This window comes from Paenibacillus sp. FSL P4-0113 (assembly GCF_038009305.1).
GTDB lineage: Bacteria > Bacillota > Bacilli > Paenibacillales > Paenibacillaceae > Paenibacillus > Paenibacillus polymyxa_D.
This window is the reverse complement of sequence record NZ_JBBPAZ010000001.1, coordinates 2,217,590-2,235,840: the sequence shown is the minus strand read 5'-3', so window position 1 is coordinate 2,235,840 and position 18,251 is coordinate 2,217,590. Positions and strand designations below refer to the sequence as shown.

The 18,251-nt window shown below is 45.4% G+C and carries 16 protein-coding genes and 1 tRNA gene; 9 read left to right on the top strand and 8 right to left on the bottom strand.

The window, feature by feature from the left end; translation table 11 throughout:
- Positions 1-95: 95 nt before the first annotated feature.
- The 4 genes from MKX46_RS09290 to MKX46_RS09275 form a co-directional block, all read right to left on the bottom strand.
- Positions 96-923, bottom strand: a complete 828-nt coding sequence (locus MKX46_RS09290; RefSeq protein ID WP_341039886.1) for a carbohydrate ABC transporter permease — start codon at positions 921-923, stop codon at positions 96-98.
- Positions 924-945: 22 nt separating this feature from the next.
- Complete coding sequence (locus tag MKX46_RS09285) at positions 946-1,821, bottom strand: carbohydrate ABC transporter permease (protein ID WP_029518392.1); 876 nt, start codon at positions 1,819-1,821, stop codon at positions 946-948.
- A 33-nt stretch (positions 1,822-1,854) separates the two neighbouring features.
- Entirely contained in the window at positions 1,855-3,138 is a 1,284-nt protein-coding gene (locus tag MKX46_RS09280) for an ABC transporter substrate-binding protein (protein WP_341071176.1), read from the bottom strand.
- Between the two features lie 197 nt (positions 3,139-3,335).
- Positions 3,336-4,817 (bottom strand): PTS transporter subunit EIIC, encoded by a 1,482-nt coding sequence (locus tag MKX46_RS09275; RefSeq protein WP_029518394.1) that lies wholly within the window; start codon positions 4,815-4,817, stop codon positions 3,336-3,338.
- A gap of 318 nt (positions 4,818-5,135) precedes the next feature.
- Here MKX46_RS09275 and MKX46_RS09270 point away from each other — a divergent pair, with 318 nt between their 5' ends.
- Both MKX46_RS09270 and glpK read left to right on the top strand, forming a co-directional pair.
- Positions 5,136-5,960 (top strand): MIP/aquaporin family protein, encoded by an 825-nt coding sequence (locus tag MKX46_RS09270; RefSeq protein WP_341071175.1) that lies wholly within the window; start codon positions 5,136-5,138, stop codon positions 5,958-5,960.
- A 32-nt stretch (positions 5,961-5,992) separates the two neighbouring features.
- On the top strand, positions 5,993-7,486 hold the full coding sequence (glpK, locus tag MKX46_RS09265; RefSeq protein ID WP_341071174.1) for a glycerol kinase GlpK: 1,494 nt from the start codon (positions 5,993-5,995) through the stop codon (positions 7,484-7,486).
- Positions 7,487-7,571: 85 nt separating this feature from the next.
- On the opposite strand, the gene MKX46_RS09260 is transcribed toward glpK, so the two are convergent.
- The gene (locus MKX46_RS09260) at positions 7,572-8,612 is read right to left on the bottom strand and encodes a LacI family DNA-binding transcriptional regulator (protein WP_341071173.1); all 1,041 of its coding nucleotides are present in this window, start codon (positions 8,610-8,612) and stop codon (positions 7,572-7,574) included.
- 311 nt (positions 8,613-8,923) lie between these two features.
- On the opposite strand from MKX46_RS09260, the gene MKX46_RS09255 reads away from it, so the two are divergent.
- Genes MKX46_RS09255 through MKX46_RS09245 form a run of 3 tightly spaced genes read left to right on the top strand, consistent with a single transcriptional unit; the run spans position 8,924 to position 10,917 of the window.
- Positions 8,924-10,270 (top strand): GH1 family beta-glucosidase, encoded by a 1,347-nt coding sequence (locus MKX46_RS09255; RefSeq protein ID WP_318628057.1) that lies wholly within the window; start codon positions 8,924-8,926, stop codon positions 10,268-10,270.
- A gap of 18 nt (positions 10,271-10,288) precedes the next feature.
- Positions 10,289-10,567 carry a hypothetical protein gene (locus MKX46_RS09250; RefSeq protein ID WP_029518399.1) on the top strand — a complete coding sequence of 93 codons (279 nt, stop codon included), beginning with the start codon at positions 10,289-10,291 and terminating at the stop codon, positions 10,565-10,567.
- A gap of 26 nt (positions 10,568-10,593) precedes the next feature.
- Positions 10,594-10,917 (top strand): hypothetical protein, encoded by a 324-nt coding sequence (locus tag MKX46_RS09245; protein WP_230585102.1) that lies wholly within the window; start codon positions 10,594-10,596, stop codon positions 10,915-10,917.
- An 86-nt stretch (positions 10,918-11,003) separates the two neighbouring features.
- Here MKX46_RS09245 and MKX46_RS09240 read toward each other — a convergent pair whose 3' ends face one another.
- The 3 genes from MKX46_RS09240 to MKX46_RS09230 form a co-directional block, all read right to left on the bottom strand.
- On the bottom strand, positions 11,004-11,768 hold the full coding sequence (locus MKX46_RS09240; RefSeq protein WP_029518401.1) for an exodeoxyribonuclease III: 765 nt from the start codon (positions 11,766-11,768) through the stop codon (positions 11,004-11,006).
- 16 nt (positions 11,769-11,784) lie between these two features.
- Positions 11,785-12,864, bottom strand: a complete 1,080-nt coding sequence (locus MKX46_RS09235) for a hypothetical protein (protein ID WP_029518402.1) — start codon at positions 12,862-12,864, stop codon at positions 11,785-11,787.
- A gap of 311 nt (positions 12,865-13,175) precedes the next feature.
- A tRNA-Arg gene (locus MKX46_RS09230) sits at positions 13,176-13,249 on the bottom strand.
- A 257-nt stretch (positions 13,250-13,506) separates the two neighbouring features.
- Between MKX46_RS09230 and MKX46_RS09225 the strand changes: the two genes are divergently transcribed.
- From MKX46_RS09225 to clpX, 4 genes are all read left to right on the top strand, one after another.
- Positions 13,507-14,415 (top strand): hypothetical protein, encoded by a 909-nt coding sequence (locus MKX46_RS09225; RefSeq protein ID WP_185156363.1) that lies wholly within the window; start codon positions 13,507-13,509, stop codon positions 14,413-14,415.
- 143 nt (positions 14,416-14,558) lie between these two features.
- Positions 14,559-15,872 carry a trigger factor gene (tig, locus tag MKX46_RS09220; RefSeq protein WP_341071172.1) on the top strand — a complete coding sequence of 438 codons (1,314 nt, stop codon included), beginning with the start codon at positions 14,559-14,561 and terminating at the stop codon, positions 15,870-15,872.
- Positions 15,873-16,283: 411 nt separating this feature from the next.
- Positions 16,284-16,874: an ATP-dependent Clp endopeptidase proteolytic subunit ClpP gene (gene clpP / locus MKX46_RS09215; protein WP_016324659.1), complete on the top strand. Its 591-nt coding sequence runs from the start codon at positions 16,284-16,286 to the stop codon at positions 16,872-16,874.
- Between the two features lie 12 nt (positions 16,875-16,886).
- Positions 16,887-18,143, top strand: a complete 1,257-nt coding sequence (gene clpX, locus MKX46_RS09210) for an ATP-dependent protease ATP-binding subunit ClpX (RefSeq protein ID WP_013311623.1) — start codon at positions 16,887-16,889, stop codon at positions 18,141-18,143.
- The last annotated feature ends 108 nt before the right edge of the window (positions 18,144-18,251 follow it).

The window sequence follows — 18,251 nt, the reverse complement described above, 5'->3', positions numbered from 1 at the left end:
CCTGATTGCTGTTGTATACCTAACCTCATCATGTAAGCTATTTGAAATGACGATTAATTATTATACATGAAATGAATAAGGGAATTCAAGTGAATCTAATCTTTGACCGCACCAGCGGCAAGATCGGAAATAAACTGGCGGCTAATGAAAAGAAACAAAATAATAAGTGGCAGTACAGCAAGCAGGGTGCCCGCAATGACCATCGCATAATCCGTATTGTAAATCCCGTTTAACTGTGACAGTGCAATCTGGAGCGTGAATTTACGCTCATCCGTTAAGACGATTAACGGCCATAAATAATCATTCCAGGCTCCTATAAAGGTAAACGCGCCGAGAAAAGCGAACGCAGGACGTAGAATAGGCAGTGCTACATTCAAGTACAGTCGAAAAAAGCTGCATCCGTCCATCCGCCCCGCATCCAGCAGCTCCTTTGGAATGGATTCTTCCGCATATTGACGAATCCAGAAAATGCCGAAGGCATTTACCATCCCCGGGATAATAAGCGCTTTGAACGTACCTACCCATCCAAAGGAGGCCATCATGACAAAGGAGGGGACAAGCGAAAGTTGTGAAGGGACCATCATTGTAGCTAGCAGAACGATAAATAGCACTTTTTTGCCCGGAAAATCAAACTTGGCGAATGCAAAACCTGCCAGCGAATCGAAAAACAGAACCAATAAGGTAACAGAACCGGCTACAAAAAGGGTATTAAAAAAGGCTCCGGCAAAATTAATCTGCTGCAATACTCTCGTTATGTTATCCAAGAAGTGGCCGCCAAACCACAATTGCGGTGGAAAACGATAGATGTCTGAAGTTGTACGGGTTGCCATAACGATCAGCCAGTAAAATGGAAACATCGACAGGATGATTCCCACCAACAATCCGGCATATAAAACAAAGGATTTTGCACGTGTCTGTATCATGTTGTGAAGCTCCTTCCCATCATTATTTTTTACCTTGAACGAGTTTCCAGTTGATGATGGAGAATAGAGCAATGATGAGGAACATGCCCCATCCGACGGCTGCACCATATCCAAAATAGTTGTTAATGAACGACTCGCGGTACAGGTATAAAACGATGGTCATGCCACTTGCCCCGGAACCGCCGTCATTACCGACCAGGACCTGTGGCTCGGTGAAGAGTTGCATACCGCCGATGGTGGACGTAATGACCGTAAACAGAATGACTGGGCGCAGCATGGGGATAGTGATGCGGAAAAAAGCTTGCGCTCCGGTTGCTCCGTCTATTTTGGCGGCCTCATACAGCACATGCGGAATACTCTGAAGTCCGGCCAGATAGATGATTGCGTTATAGCCCATCCATCTCCATACGACCATAGAAGAAATGGCAATTTGGATACCCCATGGCACATTCAGCCATTGAACCATGGGCAGTCCCAAGAGTTGCAGAAGGTAGTTGAGAAATCCGAAATTGTTGGCAAATAAGGCACCAAATATGATGGCGACAGCCACAATAGACGTCACATTGGGCAGGAAGAATCCAACTCGCCATAAGGTGCGCATTTTCACAAATGGGGCATAAAGCAGAAAGGCAATAATCAGTGCGAAGAATAGCATTGGAATCGTTGCATACACCCAGATCACAAAGGTGTTGCCTACAGCCTGCCAAAATTCATGATCTGTTACAAGGTAGCGAAAGTTGCCCCAGCCGTTGTAGGTCATGTCTCCGATTCCGTCCCATTTGTGAAACGCCAGGTATAATGAAAAACCAATCGGAAACAGTCCAAAGATGCCAAACAGCAGATAAAACGGCGAGATCGCAGCATAAACGGCACGGTGCTTCCAGATTTCTCTCAGCATATTGTCCACACGCCTTTTTTGAATTTTGTTTTTTTATCGCTGTAATTCCCGTTCGATTCGTTCCATGGTTTCCGTCCATAATGCATCAGGATTAGCATCCTGCTTGGCAACATTAGCAAGGCGACGGGTCACAATGCCGTGGATGACAGGGTAGCGCTCGCCGAAATAGCTGCTTTTCACATGACGTGCGGAGGCGGAGAAGATGAGTCCGGTGGCCTGACCCCCAAAGAAAGGCTCGGGTATCCCCATGATAGGATCGTTATAGACGCCGGGAGTGGACGGGAACAGACCGATTTTGTGGTAGGCTTCCAACTGGTGTTCCGGGTTTTGCAGCCAGGTCAGGACTTCAAAGGCTTCTTTGGGATGTTTGCTGGATTTGAGGATAGAAATGAACGAACCACCCAGGTTGCCGTCTCCTCCAGGAGCACGGGCGACTCTCCATTTGCCCGCTGTATCCGGCGCGGCCTCTGTGAGAACTTGCTTCATCCAAACAGCCCCTACAAAAGAGGCAATTTTGCCGTTATTGACCGAAGCGTTCCATTCGGGAGTCCAGCCATCCGCATTGGCGAGCAGATGCTTCTTGTGGAAATCGACAGCGGTTTTCCAGCCCAGACGGATGTCAGGAGATTGATTGCCAATATAGCTGCCATCCGGCTTGAAGTAGAGGTTTGTATGCTGAGCGAGCACTTGATTGTAAACGTTTACAATATTATCAGCCAAAAACGAACGGCTTCCGAATTTCTGCTGAAGTTGTTCTCCGGCTGCCATGTAATCATCCCATGTGCGGATCGAGGCACTAACCTTTTCAGGATCACTAGGCAAGCCTGCTTGCTTAAATAGATCGCTTCGATAGAAGAGGGCAGTAGGCCCAGTATCCATGGGAAATGCAATCATTTTACCATCAGGAGTGATCCCCTGATTCCATTTCCATTCCAAATATTGATCTTTTAGGCGGTCTGCTCCGAGCTCCCTTAAATCATAAAAACGATCCGCACTTGGAAATAGCTCCACCATCCAGTCGTTCAGAGCTACGATGTCTGGTTCACCAGAACGAGCTGCGAGCGTTGTCTTCAGTTTAGCTTTGAAGTCACCACCTATTTTTTGAGTTTTTAATTCAATGTTGGGAAAGTGTTTTTCCGCTTGGGCGAGTAGTTCATCATCAATGGAACGGTTCCAATACCATAATGTAAGCGTTATCTTTTTTCCATTTGACAAATTAGTTTCAGATGATTGACTTTCAGAGAACGAGGGTCCACTACAAGCACTGAACATAGTGAGAAAAGCAAGACATAATACCAACCATTGTACTGTCTTCACATCATTTCCCTCCTTGCTGTCTGAGATAATCTGCCTGCTAAACAAGTTGTAAATGGTTTAGCTCCATCATATGAAGCTGTTACCCATTTATGTGCATTGCCTTAACCAAAAACAAAAAATTTGAAACGTTTATCCATAAAAAAAAGCACGTGCGTCTGTTATATGAAGAACGCACGTACTTAAGTTAGGGATTCAGCTCATGACATCAACCGCAGTATTTCATCTTTCAGAATTTCGGACCGAGTCCCGAAAATAACCTGCAGGGTACCGTTACCAAGCCTGATGATTCCCGACGCTCCGAGCTGCCTGAGAGCTTGATCGTTAACTGCTTTGTCGTCTTTGACGACAAGACGCAGCCGTGTGATGCAGGCATCAATGCTTAGGATATTGTCCGAACCGCCGAGATAGGTTAGTACCCTGCCTGCCTGACTGGACGGAGTGTCGGATGTAGCGTTTGCTTTTTTATTGGGTACAGATTCGTTAGCCTCAGACAGGAGACTGTCTTCTCCATCATCTTCACGCCCAGGAGTTTTTAGGTTGAATTTGAGAATGATAAATCGGAACAGAAAGTAATAGATGAGGGCGAAGACAAGCCCGACCGGGATCATTCGCAATGGGTGAGTGGAGAGCTTCATATTGACCAAATAGTCAATGAGTCCTGCTGAAAAGGAAAAGCCCAGTTTGACATCCAATAGGTATACGACCAGGCCGCTCAGGCCTGTCAGCAGAGCATGAACGCCGTAAAGCAATGGTGCAATGAACATAAACGAAAATTCGAGGGGCTCGGTAATTCCGGTCAGGAACGATGCCAGCGCAGAACCGATGAAAATGGAAGCGACGGCTTTACGTTTTTCCGGTTTAGCCGTATGGATGAATGCGAGAGCGGCTGCCGGGAGAGCAAACATCATAATAGGGAAGAAACCGGACATGAATAGACCAGCTGATTTATCGCCTGCAAAGAAACGGGTCAGGTCACCATGAACAACTTCGCCAGCTGCATTCGTATAGTTACCAATCTGAAACCACGCGATTGAGTTTAGTACATGATGCAAACCGAGCGGGATCAGCAGCCGATTGGCAATCATGAATACCATTGATCCGATTCCGCCAAACCCGACAATCCAGTTGCCGAAGGCTGCAATCCCATCTTGTACCGGACTCCAGATCATTCCGAGCAGAATGGCCAGAATCATGGTCGTGAAGGCGGTAATCATGGGGACAAAACGTTTGCCTGAGAAGAAGCCAAGCCAATCCGGGAGCTGAATATTATGATATTTTTTAAACAGAAAAGCAGACCATCCACCGATAAAAATACCACCCAATACGCCCATGTCCAGCTTGACGTCGTCTGGAATATATGCAAATATACCCGGCACTGCCGCCAAAATACGGGTCAACACCATATAGGCAATGACTGCCGATAATGCGGCTACTGCGTCGCCTGCCAGACCAATGGCAACACCAATGGAGAAAATGAGCGCAAGGTTACCGAAGATAGCCCCCGCCCCCTCGTTCAGAAAAGGAGTGACATAATGATTCAGAAATCCGCCAACTACGGGACCAAACGGTATATCCGTTTCATAATTAATCAGAGCTAATCCTTGCAAAATCCCTGCGGCGGGTAGAGTAGCTACTGGAAGCATTAACGACTTGCCGATTTTTTGCAGAAATTTCAGCATAACATTCTTCCCTTCTTCATCGAGTTTGGGAGTGTCGTATTCATCCTGAAATCCTTACTTGTGCCCATTTTTTTACATCATAAATCGGGGGATCTAACATGGTCAACGATTATTTTAAGCTATGAAATGACGTAAATCCGCAGTTGACATCGCTTACATGCTTATATAGTATCAAATTTAAGTTAATAATCGTGACGGAGACAAGAGAGCCACGCAGACATCCCATGGTACAGCACAGGGTTGATTTGTGATGGCTTTTCTTTTTTTTGTGCGATGAAAGCGATCAAAATCGGGTGATCTATTGAGGAGGTAGGTTGTATGTCGCCATACGCAGCCGAATTCATAGGGACAATGATTCTTATTGCCCTAGGTGGCGGAGTGTGCGCAGGGGTGTCCCTGAAAAAGTCATTTGCCCACGCTTCCGGCTGGATTGTGGTCGGAATGGGTTGGGGGCTTGCGGTAGCTATTGCGGTGTATGCAGTGGGTCAAATCAGCGGAGCGCATTTGAATCCGGCAGTTACACTCGCGTTGGCATTTCAGGGTAGTTTTCCATGGCAAGATGTATCCGGCTATATTGTGGCTCAGCTTCTCGGGGCCATGGCGGGTGCGATCATCGTCGTTTTGCATTATTGGCCCCACTGGAAAGAGACGGAGGACACAGCAGCCAAACTCAGTGTATTCGCGACAGGACCAGCTATTGATCATCCGTTTGGCAACGTGCTTAGTGAAATGATAGGTACTTTCATCTTTGTGCTTGCTTTACTGTCGTTTGGTGCCAATTCATTTACAGACGGCCTGAAACCGCTGATTGTTGGTTTTTTAGTTGTCAGTATCGGTTTATCCCTTGGAGGCACAACGGGCTATGCCATCAATCCAGCGAGGGATTTTGGGCCGCGTCTGATGCATTATTTACTACCGATTCCCGGTAAGGGGGCGTCCAACTGGAAATATGCATGGGTGCCCATTATAGGACCGCTATTGGGGGGATCTTTCGCAGGGCCATTTTATCAGGCTGTTTTTAAGGGGAGTGTGACTCCAGCTTTCTGGATTTTACTAGGGATCATCGTGATTGTACTCTTGATTACCTTCCGTATGAGTCGTACTTATAAAAATCATAAAACGGATCACAAACTTACAGCGTAAAAACGATGGATTTACACGGGGAGAGATGAACAATGGGAAAATATATTTTGTCACTAGATCAGGGAACGACAAGCTCAAGAGCGATTTTGTTCAATAGCGAGGGAGATGTAGTGTACTCGGCTCAGCGAGAATTTCCGCAATATTTTCCTCATCCCGGCTGGGTAGAGCAGAATGCGAATGAAATCTGGAGCTCTATTCTCGGAGTCATTGCCTCCTGTCTTTCCGAATCCGGTGTAAAAGCAAATCAAGTGGCTGCCATCGGCATTACCAATCAGCGAGAATCGGTGGCTGTGTGGGACAAAAATACAGGAGTGCCCGTATATAATGTACTCGTATGGCAATCACGCCAAACCTCGGACATCTGTGAAGAATTGAAGCGACAAGGGCACGAGGAACTGTTTCACAGCAAAACAGGGCTGCTGATCGACCCGTATTTTTCAGGCACTAAAGTAAAGTGGATACTGGACCATGTAGAGGGCGCGCGGGAAAAGGCGGAACGAGGTGACCTGTTATTCGGTACGATTGACTCGTGGCTGATCTGGAAACTATCCGGCGGAAAGGCACATGTGACGGACTACTCGAATGCAGCCAGGACGCTCATGTACAACATTTATGAGCTAAAGTGGGACGAAGAGCTGCTGGACATTCTGGGTGTTCCGAAAATCATGCTGCCCGAGGTAAGACCTTCTTCTGAGGTATATGCGCACACCGTGGATTATCATTTCTTCGGTCAGAATGTACCGATCGCCGGTGCAGCAGGTGACCAGCAAGCAGCCTTGTTCGGTCAGGCATGTTACGAAAAAGGGATGATCAAAAATACTTACGGCACAGGCTGCTTTATGCTAATGAATACGGGGGATCAGCCTGTTGAATCTAAACACGGCCTGATTACGACCATCGCTTGGGGACTGGAGGAAGGCAAAGTGCAATACGCACTCGAGGGGAGTGTGTTTGTAGCGGGGTCGGCGATCCAGTGGCTGCGAGACGGGCTGCGTATGTTCCGTGAAGCGAAGGACAGTGAGCCTTATGCCGCTCGTGTTTCGTCTACGGAAGGAGTGTATCTTGTCCCCGCTTTTGTCGGACTGGGGAGCCCCTACTGGGATAGCGAGGTGCGCGGAGCGATGTTCGGCCTAACACGAGGGACCACGAAGGAGCATTTTATCCGCGCCACATTGGAGTCACTCGCTTATCAGACCAAAGATGTGCTTACAGCCATGGAGATCGATTCAGGTATTGCGGTGAAGACGCTGCGGGTGGATGGAGGAGCTGTATTGAACAATTTTCTGATGCAATTCCAGAGCGATATTTTAGATGCAACGGTGGAGCGGCCAGTGATCCATGAGACGACGGCACTGGGGGCTGCATGTCTGGCAGGTTTGGCTATTGGATATTGGAAGAGTACGGATGAACTTCGTAAGCGGGTGAGGGTGGAAACCTCTTTTGCCCCGAATATGGATGAATCAAGACGTGCAGACTTGTATGAAGGCTGGAAAAAGGCTGTGAATGCGACGATGGCCTACAAGTAATGATTAAGCGCTGGGTCTCTGAATATTAAACTGCAAAAAGATGACTTCTGAATCTTATCAGGAGTCATCTTTTTTAAGGCATGAGCTAACCTTTGACCTTCGTATGGTTCCAATGTTGGCCGGTTCCGCAGGAACTACGAATGACCAGTTCCGGCTCGACTTTAATACATTTGGTATCCATTTGTTTATTCATCAGGTCAAACAGCACCATAGCAGCTAGACGGCCTATTTTTTGCTTGTCTTGTTTTACAGTTGTCAGTGGAGGTTCGGTATAACGACAGGCTTCTATATCATCACATCCCACTACAGCAATATCCTCGGGTACCCTCAAGCCGCTTTCCTTGAAAGCACGTATGGCACCAAAGGCAAGCAGGTCGGTAGCCGCAAAAATAGCTTTTGGTAAATTTCCTTGCTGTATCCACGCCTTCGCGACCTGGTATCCATCTTCTGCCGCGTAGTCCTTACCATATACGACCCATTCAGGTCTGACATCAAGACTAAACCGTTTTAGTGAAGCGATAAAGGCCTCCTCTCTCTCTTTAATAACCAAGGAGGGGCGTTCAATGCCTATAAAACCCATGTCGCGGTATCCATTCATGTAAAAGTGCTCAACAACCTTCATTGAAATCTTCTGATTGTCGGACATAATGTAGCAGGAGCTGGCTCCGGTTAGCTCAATATCGACACCGATGCAGGGGATAGGGCTGGCGTCGAGATCAAAAACACTCTTCTCCACTTCATCTCCAGCGATAATAATGCACCCGTCCACTGAAAAATATTTCGAGCGTGCCAAATAGTCCTCTCCATTATCCAGAAATTTCTCATTTGAAAAAAACAGCAGATCGTAACCGAGCAAGCCAATCTGTTTTTTGAAGACATTAATGATATCTACAAAAAAAGGATGACTAAAATCAACATTCAGCTTACCAGCAAATATAACGCCTACCAGATTAGATTTTTTGGTAGCCAGCGTTTTAGCCGAGGAGGAGGGTCTATAGCCTGTTTCCTCCATGATTTTAAGTACCCGCTGCCGGGTTTCCTCACTGATGTCTGTGTAATTGTTAATGATTTTCGAAACCGTTGCTACTGAAACGCCTGCCATGCTAGCTATTGTTTTTATATTCATGGAATCCTCCGCAACTAAACTGATTTAGTTAAATTGACTTTGTTTTTCAAAATTAATGATTACTCGTATTCTATGCTACCTCATAGAAGTGAGTCAACCGTGCTAATAAAGGATGACTCCTAATATTTTAAGGAGTAATAACGGTGATTTGTGTTTTATTTGATAATTTACAAATCTCTATTTACAAATACAGGCTATCCGATACATAATAGTAGCTGTAATTAACTAAACCGCTTTCGTAAAGGTAAGTGCATTTATTCTAAGATAGCCGGAGCTGTGAAGTCTTGATTCCTGAAAGGATGATACCAAGTATGAATGAGAATACCTATACATTCCCCACCACGTTTATGTGGGGAACTTCGACCTCTTCTTATCAAATTGAAGGTGGCGTGGATGAGGAAGGAAGAACGCCTTCTATTTGGGATACTTTCTGTCAAGTACCCGGGAAGGTGATCGGAGGGGACTGCGGAGATGTGGCTTGTGACCATTTTCACCGCTTTAAGGAAGACGTGCAATTAATGAAGCAACTTGGCTTTTTACATTACCGTTTTTCCGTGGCCTGGCCGCGCATTATTCCCGCACCTGGCGTGGTTAACGAACAGGGGCTACTCTTCTATGAGCGTCTGCTGGATGAGATTGAGTCGGCTGGGCTGATTCCAATGCTGACGCTGTATCATTGGGATCTGCCGCAGTGGATTGAGGACGAGGGTGGCTGGACGCAGCGAGAGACTATCCAACATTTTAAAACGTATGCCTCTGTAATCATGGATCGATTTGGACAGCGTATAAGCTGGTGGAATACGATAAATGAGCCCTACTGCGCCTCTATTTTGGGCTATGGTACAGGCGAGCATGCCCCCGGCCATGAGAACTGGAGGGAAGCTCTTGCTGCCGCTCATCATATTCTGATGTGTCACGGGATAGCCATGAACTTACACAAGGAAAAGGGCCTGACGGGCAATATCGGTATTACGCTGAACATGGAGCATGTCGATGCAGCCTCTGAACACTCCGAGGATGTAGCCGCTGCTGTCCGGCGGGATGGCTTTATTAATCGTTGGTTTGCCGAGCCATTGTTTAACGGGAAATACCCTGAGGATATGGTGGAATGGTACGGGGAGCACTTGAACGGATTGGATTTTGTACAGCCTGGTGATATGGAGCTGATTCAGCAGCCAGGGGATTTTTTGGGCATCAACTACTACGCCCGCAGTATCATTCGAGCGACTACAGACGCTTCGTTGCTTCAGGTCGAGCAGATTTCCATAGAAGAACCGGTAACGGATATGGGATGGGAGATTCACCCTGAATCCTTTTATAAGCTGCTGACACGGATTGAGAAGGATTTTACCAGAGGATTATCCATCCTGATTACAGAAAACGGAGCAGCGATGAAGGACGAACTGGTGAATGGAAAGATTGAAGACATTGGGCGTCAGCATTACATTGAGGAACATTTAAAGGCATGCCATCGCTTTATTGGGGAGGGAGGTCAGCTTAAGGGCTATTTTGTATGGTCATTCCTCGATAACTTCGAATGGGCCTGGGGATACAGCAAACGTTTTGGGATTATACACATCAATTACGACACGCAGGAACGGACACCCAAACAAAGTGCGCTGTGGTTCAAGCAAGTGATGGCGAATAACGGGTTTTAAAAAGAAAAGGGGTGCACGATGCAGCAGTATTATTTTGACGATCAAGGACGTTTTGTGATTGAGAATTTTGCGCAGGCCAAGCCCTTTTCCAGTTTTCTACCCGGTATTGCTGGTGTTCAGGGAATTCCTCTGTGGGCGTATTATGTTAATCGTGGACAAGGAATTGCGAGCTTTGGTGTGGAGGATAAGAATGGAGCTATCATGGAGTTTTTTCCGGCCAACCGAACAGCTCCTTTATTGCTAGCAGTGCTAATCCTGATGCAAGTTTGCATGGAACGGGATATATCGCGAGGCTGAGCGGATCTACAGCAGAATTTATTCATATGTGGATATGGATGATGACGGGCGGGCAGCCGTTTGGCTATGATCATAGGGGCCTATCCTTGAAGCTGGAGCCCAAGCTGCCAGGCTGGCTGTTCACAGCTACAGGTGAGCTATCTTTCTGTTTTCTCGGAAGCTGTCAGGTGACTTATTTTAATACGGATCGCAAGGATACTTATCCACCGGAATGCATAGTGACCCAGTATGTACTGCATTACGCTAGTGGCGAAAAGAAGACGATAAGACAGGCTATATTAGATCATAAAGAGGCACAAGATGTGAGAGAGCGGTTGATTTCCCGTATCGAGGTATATTTGGGGACATAGCTCCATTCATTAAAGCGGTCATGCTGCAATAACAGAGCATGACCGCTTTTTAAAGTTTCATAAATCCTTGTGTCAGGGCAGGGGACTTATGCTGAAATATCTTGCAACTCCAATATCACAGGACAGTGGTCACTGCCTGTAATATGACAATCAATGTTCGCATCCATCAATAGCGAACGAAGTCTCTCCGAGACGAGGAAGTAATCGATCCGCCAGCCAATATTCCTTTCTCTCACCTTTGGCATGTAGGACCACCAGGAATAAACATCCGTCCGGTCAGGATAAAAGGTTCTGAAGGTATCTATAAATCCGGCGTCTAGCAGCTGTGACATGCGTTCCCGTTCCTCAGGCGTAAAACCGGCATTTCCGTAGTTAGCTTTGGCGTTTTTGAGATCGATCTCCTGATGAGCTACGTTCAAGTCTCCACACACGATGACAGGCTTCAAAGCATCCAGTTGTTGCAGGTAGCTGCGAAAACGGTCTTCCCATTCCAGTCTGTAGGGCAGTCGGGATAAGTCCCGTTTGGTATTTGGTGTGTACACATTGACGAGATAAAATTTTTCGAATTCCAAAGTGATGGTTCGGCCCTCCGGTTCTTCATTTTCTTCAAGTCCATAATGCACAGAGAGCGGCTTGATTTTGGTGAAAATAGCCGTGCCGGAATATCCTTTTTTCTCAGCATAATTCCAGTATTGTGTGTATTCCTCCATGTTCTCCATGAGGATCTGCCCTTCTTGAAGCTTCGTTTCCTGTACGCAAAAAATATCGGCATTCGTTTCTTTTAAATAAGTATAAAACCCTTTGGTCACACAGGCTCTTAAGCCATTTACATTCCAAGATATTAATTTCATTTGATTAATCTCCTTGCTACTTCACGCGGTCAAGCGATGTGATTTGTATATCCTTTGTTGACATAAGCTTATAAATGTCTTCTATCTGGACTTCATAGGTCTTTTCATCAAAATGGTCCTGACCAAACATATAATCGTTTAGTTCTATTGCCTTAAGGTTTCGGTTGGTATTCATAGCCGAAGGGAAGTATTCGATGTCTAATGAGGCTTTATTTCCGGCCAACACTGTTTTGAGAACTTTTGCAGTTTGTAATACCCGTTCTTTTTCCAATGACAATCCTGAGTCAGTTAGATCCTCGAATACAATTATACGAATATATTGATCGCCGACCGCTTCGGGATTCAGTTTAAAATCGTCGTATTCTTTGATCATTTTATCTGTTTCCCCTTCTTGCACCCCAGAATGAACAGCGGCTGCATCATTGTATAGCTTCTGTATAACAGGTTTGAGCTTCATGTCCAGTTGGCTCTCCCAAAGGGCGTTAAGATATTTTTCTCTAAATGGGACATCCTCATAAGGACGCTTGGTCATGTTAAAGAGGACGGAAGGATGACGATTAGAGATCGCCTCCATGGTATATTCAGTGAAGGGAATACTATGATAGCTAATATTTTGAATTTGAAAGTCCTCTCCGTATTTCTGCTCCAGATATTGCTCTGATTCTGCGGCTACGTTGCGTTTATTTTCACCTGTTTGTGTAAAAGGTTCTATAATATCTACGTATTTCATTGTGACTGCAAGAAGTAGAAGTGTAGCTCCCACAGTGAGACTGAGCAACATGCGCCATTTGGAAGGCAACGATGCACTTGTCGGCGCGCTACCCACATTGCTTGTAATTTGAAAAGATCGTATTGTAAAAATAATGCCTAAAATGTGGAGAATAATGGCCAGCGGTCCCGAAATAATAAGCAGGTATCCGAGAGAAAATAATGTAAAATAGATCAGAATTCCCTGTGTGATGATCAGAGCCGCTCCTCCAATCATATAGGAAGGAATGGCGAGATAAAACATACCCAATCCAGTACCTAATATAGAAAGCAAAGTGGCAACAAAACGATGAATTTCCCGCGACTTTTGGAGTTTATTCGTAGTCAAGGGAGTCAGCCAACCTCCTTTACTTCAAAATGGTGTAACATGATAGATGATAGCAATATCTGCGTTTTATTGAAAGAGTAGTGACTTGAAACCAGCGCCTAAAGTAGCGTGGCAGACTATTCTTTCTACATTATTTATCATCAAAAAAAGCTCCCTTGCGGAAGCTTTTTTTTGATGTAATTTATCAAGAGAGATACTCTCCCTATGGTTGACTGCGAAGTATAGGCTAACGATGCCGATGGGCCGACGTTCCCCTGTGAGTTATCTCATGAGAACAAAAAAGCCTCCATTATGGAAGCTTCTTGTTATGACGTCCCAGGAGGGATTCGAACCCCCGACCGACGGCTTAGAAGGCCGTTGCTCTATCCAGCTGAGCTACTGGGACATAAAATTCAAGCGAATATTAATATATCATATGGATAAAAGAAATTCAAGTCTTATTTTGCATATATCGCTTATTTAGGCTTTATACAGCATAAATTCTGAGTAGACGTAGTTTTTTTTGCCTTATAAAAGGGTATGTTAGAATACAGGTGAATATGTGTAAGACGAGTGGTTGGACTTCGGCTACTGTTTCTCATATAATCTACAAATACTTGAGCTTGTGAAGGAGAGGGGGTGCCTTGAATAAAGGACTCCAAGGTGACGACAAAAGAAAATAATATTGTATTGTTTCCGAAGACACTGGACTATTATCAAATCCAACTTACTGTGATGCTTGAAAACGAACGTTACGGAGAGGCGATGGCGATGCTGCGTTTTTTAATGCAGTGTCAGGGACAGGAGCAGAAGCAATATGATGAATGGAACGCTCTATTACAATGGCTGGAAGCTGCATTTCCACAGTACGCTGACAGCGGGGCGGTAACGGACGCTGTGGAAGAAGAGGTCAGTGAAGTAGAGTTAGCTCGCCGTCATGCACGCTTTAAGCAGGAGCAGGATGCGGGCTACGGCAACAAGCTGTTGCGGATGGCTATGGATGAACCCTTATCCGAACAGACGATTTTAGCGTTGGAGCAGTTGTCCTATTTGGAACTGCCAGAAATCGACGATGCCTTGCTTCGCTGGATTACGGACCGGGAAATCCATCCTTTACTTCAATTCCGTGTTCTACAGACAATGCGACGACGCGGAATGGAAGGGACGATAGAAATCAGACGGGGTGATGAACAAGCGGAAATCGACATTGAAACGGTTCCGTTACAGCCTGGTGATTTTCCAGAGTCGATTATGCGTATTTTGGAACGGGTGGCTGATCAGACTGAGGTGCACGAGCCTACACTATTCTATTTTGCACAGGAGTTGTGGTCACAGTTTGTGATGGCAGTATACGGTACGAATGATTATAGATCCATGTTGGTGGAAGAGGACGGAATGCCGGATATTTGGGCTGCAGCACTCCATCAGACCGTTTCGGAAAGTTTGAACGGTAATAATAATGAGGAAGAAACCCGTGCTATATATGGTATTACAGATGCGTTGCGCTTCCGTTTTGAGCAGGCGTATCGGTCGATGCGACTATTCGTAGCGGCGGGAATGCACACTCCTTAGTGACCGGAAACGTTTACCTGTGAAGCATTCAAAGGGCTGCTCTTGAAAAAGACAGTAATGTTAGATATACTATAGTGGTTATTTTGTGTGCGTTGATTGTAATGAAAACTAAGTGAAGATTTTGTTGGAGGGGAAAGCATAAAATGAAAGCAACTTGGGAGAAAATAGAGAAGAACCTTGGGGTTCTTGAAGTTGAGGTTGACGCGGATCGTGTAGCCGCTGCACTCGACAAAGCTTTTAATAAAGTGGCAAAACAAGTAAGTGTACCAGGATTCCGTAAAGGTAAAGTACCACGTCCTATCTTTGAAAAACGCTATGGTATTGAAAGTCTGTACCAAGATGCAATTGACATCCTGTTGCCAGAAGCTTACAGCCAAGCTGTAGAGCAAACGGACATCTTCCCGGTTGACAGCCCTGACGTTGAAATTGATCAATTTGCTAAAGGCGAATCTTTCAAGTTCAAAGCAAAGGTTACTGTTAAACCTGAAGTGACTTTGGGCGATTACAAAGGCGTAGAAGTGCCTGTAAGCAAACTCGAAGTAAGCGACGAAGAACTGGCTCAAGAACTGGAGCGCCTGCAACAACGTCATGCTGAACTGGTTGTCGTTGATGAAGATGCTGCTCAATCCGGTGATACAGCTATTATTGACTTCGACGGTTCCGTGGACGGTGTACCATTCGAAGGCGGACAAGCTGAGAAGTATTCTTTGGAACTGGGATCTAACACATTCATCCCTGGTTTTGAAGAGCAAGTGGTTGGTTTGCACACTGGCGATTCCAAGGACGTTGAAGTAACGTTCCCTGAGAACTACCATTCTGCTGACCTCGCTGGCAAACAAGCGGTATTCAAAGTGAAAGTTCACGAACTGAAACGCAAAGTTCTTCCTGAGCTGGACGATGAATTTGCTAAAGATGTAAGCGAATTTGACACACTGGCTGAATTCAAGGAAGACTTGAAAAAGCAATTGTTGGATCGTAAGGAAAACGAAGCTAAAGCAGCTCGCGAGGGTGCTGTAGTGGAGAAGGTTGCTGAGAATGCAACAATCGACATTCCTGAAGCAATGGTGAAGAGCGAAGTGCAAAACATGGTTCGCGATTTCGACAACCGTTTGCGTAGCCAAGGTATGAACCTTGAAATGTTCCTTGGATTCTCTGGTCAAAGCAAGGAAGACCTGGAAGAGCAAATGAAAGCTGATGCTGAGAAGCGCGTACGTAACAACCTCGTGCTGGAGCAAGTGGCTAAAGCAGAAAACATCGAAGTTTCCGAAGCGGAAATTGATGAAGAACTGAAAAACATGGCTGAAGCTTACAAACGTTCAGTTGAAGAAATCCGTAGCATTCTGGAAGGTAACGGCTCGTTCGCTAACCTGAAAGAAGAAATTTCACTGCGCAAAACCATTGCTTTGTTGGTGGAAAACAGCAAAGATGTAGAAGCGCCAGTTGAAGCTGCTGAGTAATTCAGACGATAAAATATACGGAGTATGCTGTAACAAGCTGAAACGTAGTAATTAGATAGGGATAAGGCACGTAGTGAAAGTTACGTGCCTTATTTTTACCTTTGATAACCCAAATTTTAGTCGTTTATGGAAAGTGCTGTGAGTCGCGTTTTCTTGTTTTACATAAGTCACTACCGTATATTTGCACATACATACGAAACATGGTTAAATATGAGAAGGTCTCGGCAGAGTGTACTGTAAATAGCCCGCACTGCATATATGAGCGCATGCAAATATGACACGAGACTCTGAACATGTTAAAATATTTTGTAAGGTGTTCACGTTTCATGCTTGCTGCTTCCGTTTTAATGGGACATAAGGAAGCGGATGAATACAGGTGTTCATTTTAATAAAGAAAAGAGGTTGGTCGTGATGAGTCTCGTCCCTATGGTTGTGGAACAAACGAATCGAGGAGAACGATCTTACGATATTTACTCGCGGTTGCTTAAGGATCGTATTATTTTCCTAAGTGGCCCGATTGATGACGATGTCGCCAATCTCGTCATTGCACAGCTATTGTTCCTTTCTGCGGAAGATCCAGAGAAGGATATTAATTTGTACATTAACTCGCCAGGCGGTTCTGTAACTGCGGGCATGGGTATATATGATACAATGCAATTCATTAAGCCGGACGTATCGACGATCTGTGTAGGCATGGCTGCAAGTATGGGTTCGTTGCTGCTAACAGCGGGTGCGCCAGGTAAGAGATACGCGCTTACCAATAGTGAAGTCATGATTCATCAGCCACTTGGTGGCATTCAGGGGCAAGCCTCCGATATGCTGATTCATGCGGACTGGATTATCAAAACACGTGCTAAGCTGAATCAAATCTATGTAGAGCGTACGGGTCAGCCCCTCGAAAAAATCGAACGTGATACTGACCGGGATTTCTTCATGGAAGCGGAAGAGGCAAAAGCATACGGTATCATTGACCAGGTGCTGTCTAAACCGATTAATCTGTAAAGGGGTGGCTCTATGTTTAAATTTAATGATGAAAAAGGACAATTGAAATGTTCTTTCTGCGGTAAATCTCAGGATCAGGTTCGCAAGCTTGTTGCCGGACCGGGCGTATATATATGTGACGAATGCATTGAGTTGTGTACGGAGATTGTAGAAGAGGAATTGGGTCATGAAGAAGAAGTAGATCTGAAAGACATTCCGAAACCAATGCAAATCCGTGACATTCTGGACCAATATGTTATTGGTCAGGATCAAGCGAAAAAATCGTTGTCTGTAGCGGTATATAATCACTACAAACGAATTAATACTCAAAACAAAATTGATGATGTGGAACTGCAAAAAAGTAACATCTTGATGCTTGGACCTACAGGTTCGGGTAAAACGTTGCTTGCGCAAACCATGGCTAAAATTTTGAACGTTCCTTTTGCTATCGCAGATGCCACTTCCCTTACGGAAGCAGGTTATGTGGGTGAAGACGTTGAAAATATTTTGCTGAAACTGATTCAAGCTGCCGATTATGATGTAGAAAAAGCCGAACGCGGCATTATCTACATTGACGAAATTGATAAAGTAGCCCGCAAATCCGAAAACCCGTCCATTACGCGTGACGTTTCGGGTGAAGGTGTACAGCAGGCGTTGCTTAAAATTTTGGAAGGCACGGTTGCTTCTGTACCACCTCAAGGCGGTCGCAAGCATCCACATCAAGAGTTTATTCAAATTGACACCACGAATATCCTGTTCATTTGCGGTGGTGCCTTTGATGGTCTGGAGCAAATGATCAAACGTCGTATCGGTAAAAAGGTTATCGGCTTCAACGCTACCAGCGAACAAAAAGACCTGAAACCAGGCGAATATACTTCAATGGTATTGCCTGAGGATCTTTTGAAATTCGGTCTGATACCGGAATTTGTAGGACGCTTGCCAGTAATTTCTACGCTGGAGCCGCTTGATGAGAACACATTGGTTCGTATTCTGTCCGAACCGAAAAATGCGTTAACCAAGCAATACCAGAAGCTGCTTGAGCTGGATAATGTGCAACTGGAGTTTAAGCAAGATGCTCTGGAAGCCATTGCTCGTGAAGCGATCAAGCGTAACACGGGTGCCCGTGGCCTTCGTGCGATCATCGAAGGTATTATGCTGGACGTAATGTATGAGGTTCCTTCCCGTGAGGATGTGACTACTTGCGTCATCAATGAGCAGGTTGTAAAAGACAAAATCGCACCGGAACTCGGTGGTACAGATAAGGATAAAAAACAAGAAGAGAGCGCCTAAGGATTGATACTTCGCGATCTCTAAAACATGAGAAGCCGGATCTCCACTTCACTAAACCTGTATGAGGTTTTAAGGGGTGGAGGTTTGGCGTTAATGGGAGAGAAAAGT

What these genes read in the sequence shown, in the direction of transcription:
- MKX46_RS09290 (WP_341039886.1), bottom strand. Translation starts at nt 923, where the DNA reads ATGATACAGACACGTGCAAAATCCTTTGTTTTATATGCCGGATTGTTG.
- MKX46_RS09285 (WP_029518392.1), bottom strand. Translation starts at nt 1,821, where the DNA reads ATGCTGAGAGAAATCTGGAAGCACCGTGCCGTTTATGCTGCGATCTCG.
- MKX46_RS09275 (WP_029518394.1), bottom strand. Translation starts at nt 4,817, where the DNA reads ATGCTGAAATTTCTGCAAAAAATCGGCAAGTCGTTAATGCTTCCAGTA.
- MKX46_RS09270 (WP_341071175.1), top strand. Translation starts at nt 5,136, where the DNA reads ATGTCGCCATACGCAGCCGAATTCATAGGGACAATGATTCTTATTGCC.
- glpK (WP_341071174.1), top strand. Translation starts at nt 5,993, where the DNA reads ATGGGAAAATATATTTTGTCACTAGATCAGGGAACGACAAGCTCAAGA.
- MKX46_RS09260 (WP_341071173.1), bottom strand. Translation starts at nt 8,612, where the DNA reads ATGAATATAAAAACAATAGCTAGCATGGCAGGCGTTTCAGTAGCAACG.
- MKX46_RS09255 (WP_318628057.1), top strand. Translation starts at nt 8,924, where the DNA reads ATGAATGAGAATACCTATACATTCCCCACCACGTTTATGTGGGGAACT.
- MKX46_RS09250 (WP_029518399.1), top strand. Translation starts at nt 10,289, where the DNA reads ATGCAGCAGTATTATTTTGACGATCAAGGACGTTTTGTGATTGAGAAT.
- MKX46_RS09245 (WP_230585102.1), top strand. Translation starts at nt 10,594, where the DNA reads ATGTGGATATGGATGATGACGGGCGGGCAGCCGTTTGGCTATGATCAT.
- MKX46_RS09240 (WP_029518401.1), bottom strand. Translation starts at nt 11,768, where the DNA reads ATGAAATTAATATCTTGGAATGTAAATGGCTTAAGAGCCTGTGTGACC.
- tig (WP_341071172.1), top strand. Translation starts at nt 14,559, where the DNA reads ATGAAAGCAACTTGGGAGAAAATAGAGAAGAACCTTGGGGTTCTTGAA.
- clpP (WP_016324659.1), top strand. Translation starts at nt 16,284, where the DNA reads ATGAGTCTCGTCCCTATGGTTGTGGAACAAACGAATCGAGGAGAACGA.
- clpX (WP_013311623.1), top strand. Translation starts at nt 16,887, where the DNA reads ATGTTTAAATTTAATGATGAAAAAGGACAATTGAAATGTTCTTTCTGC.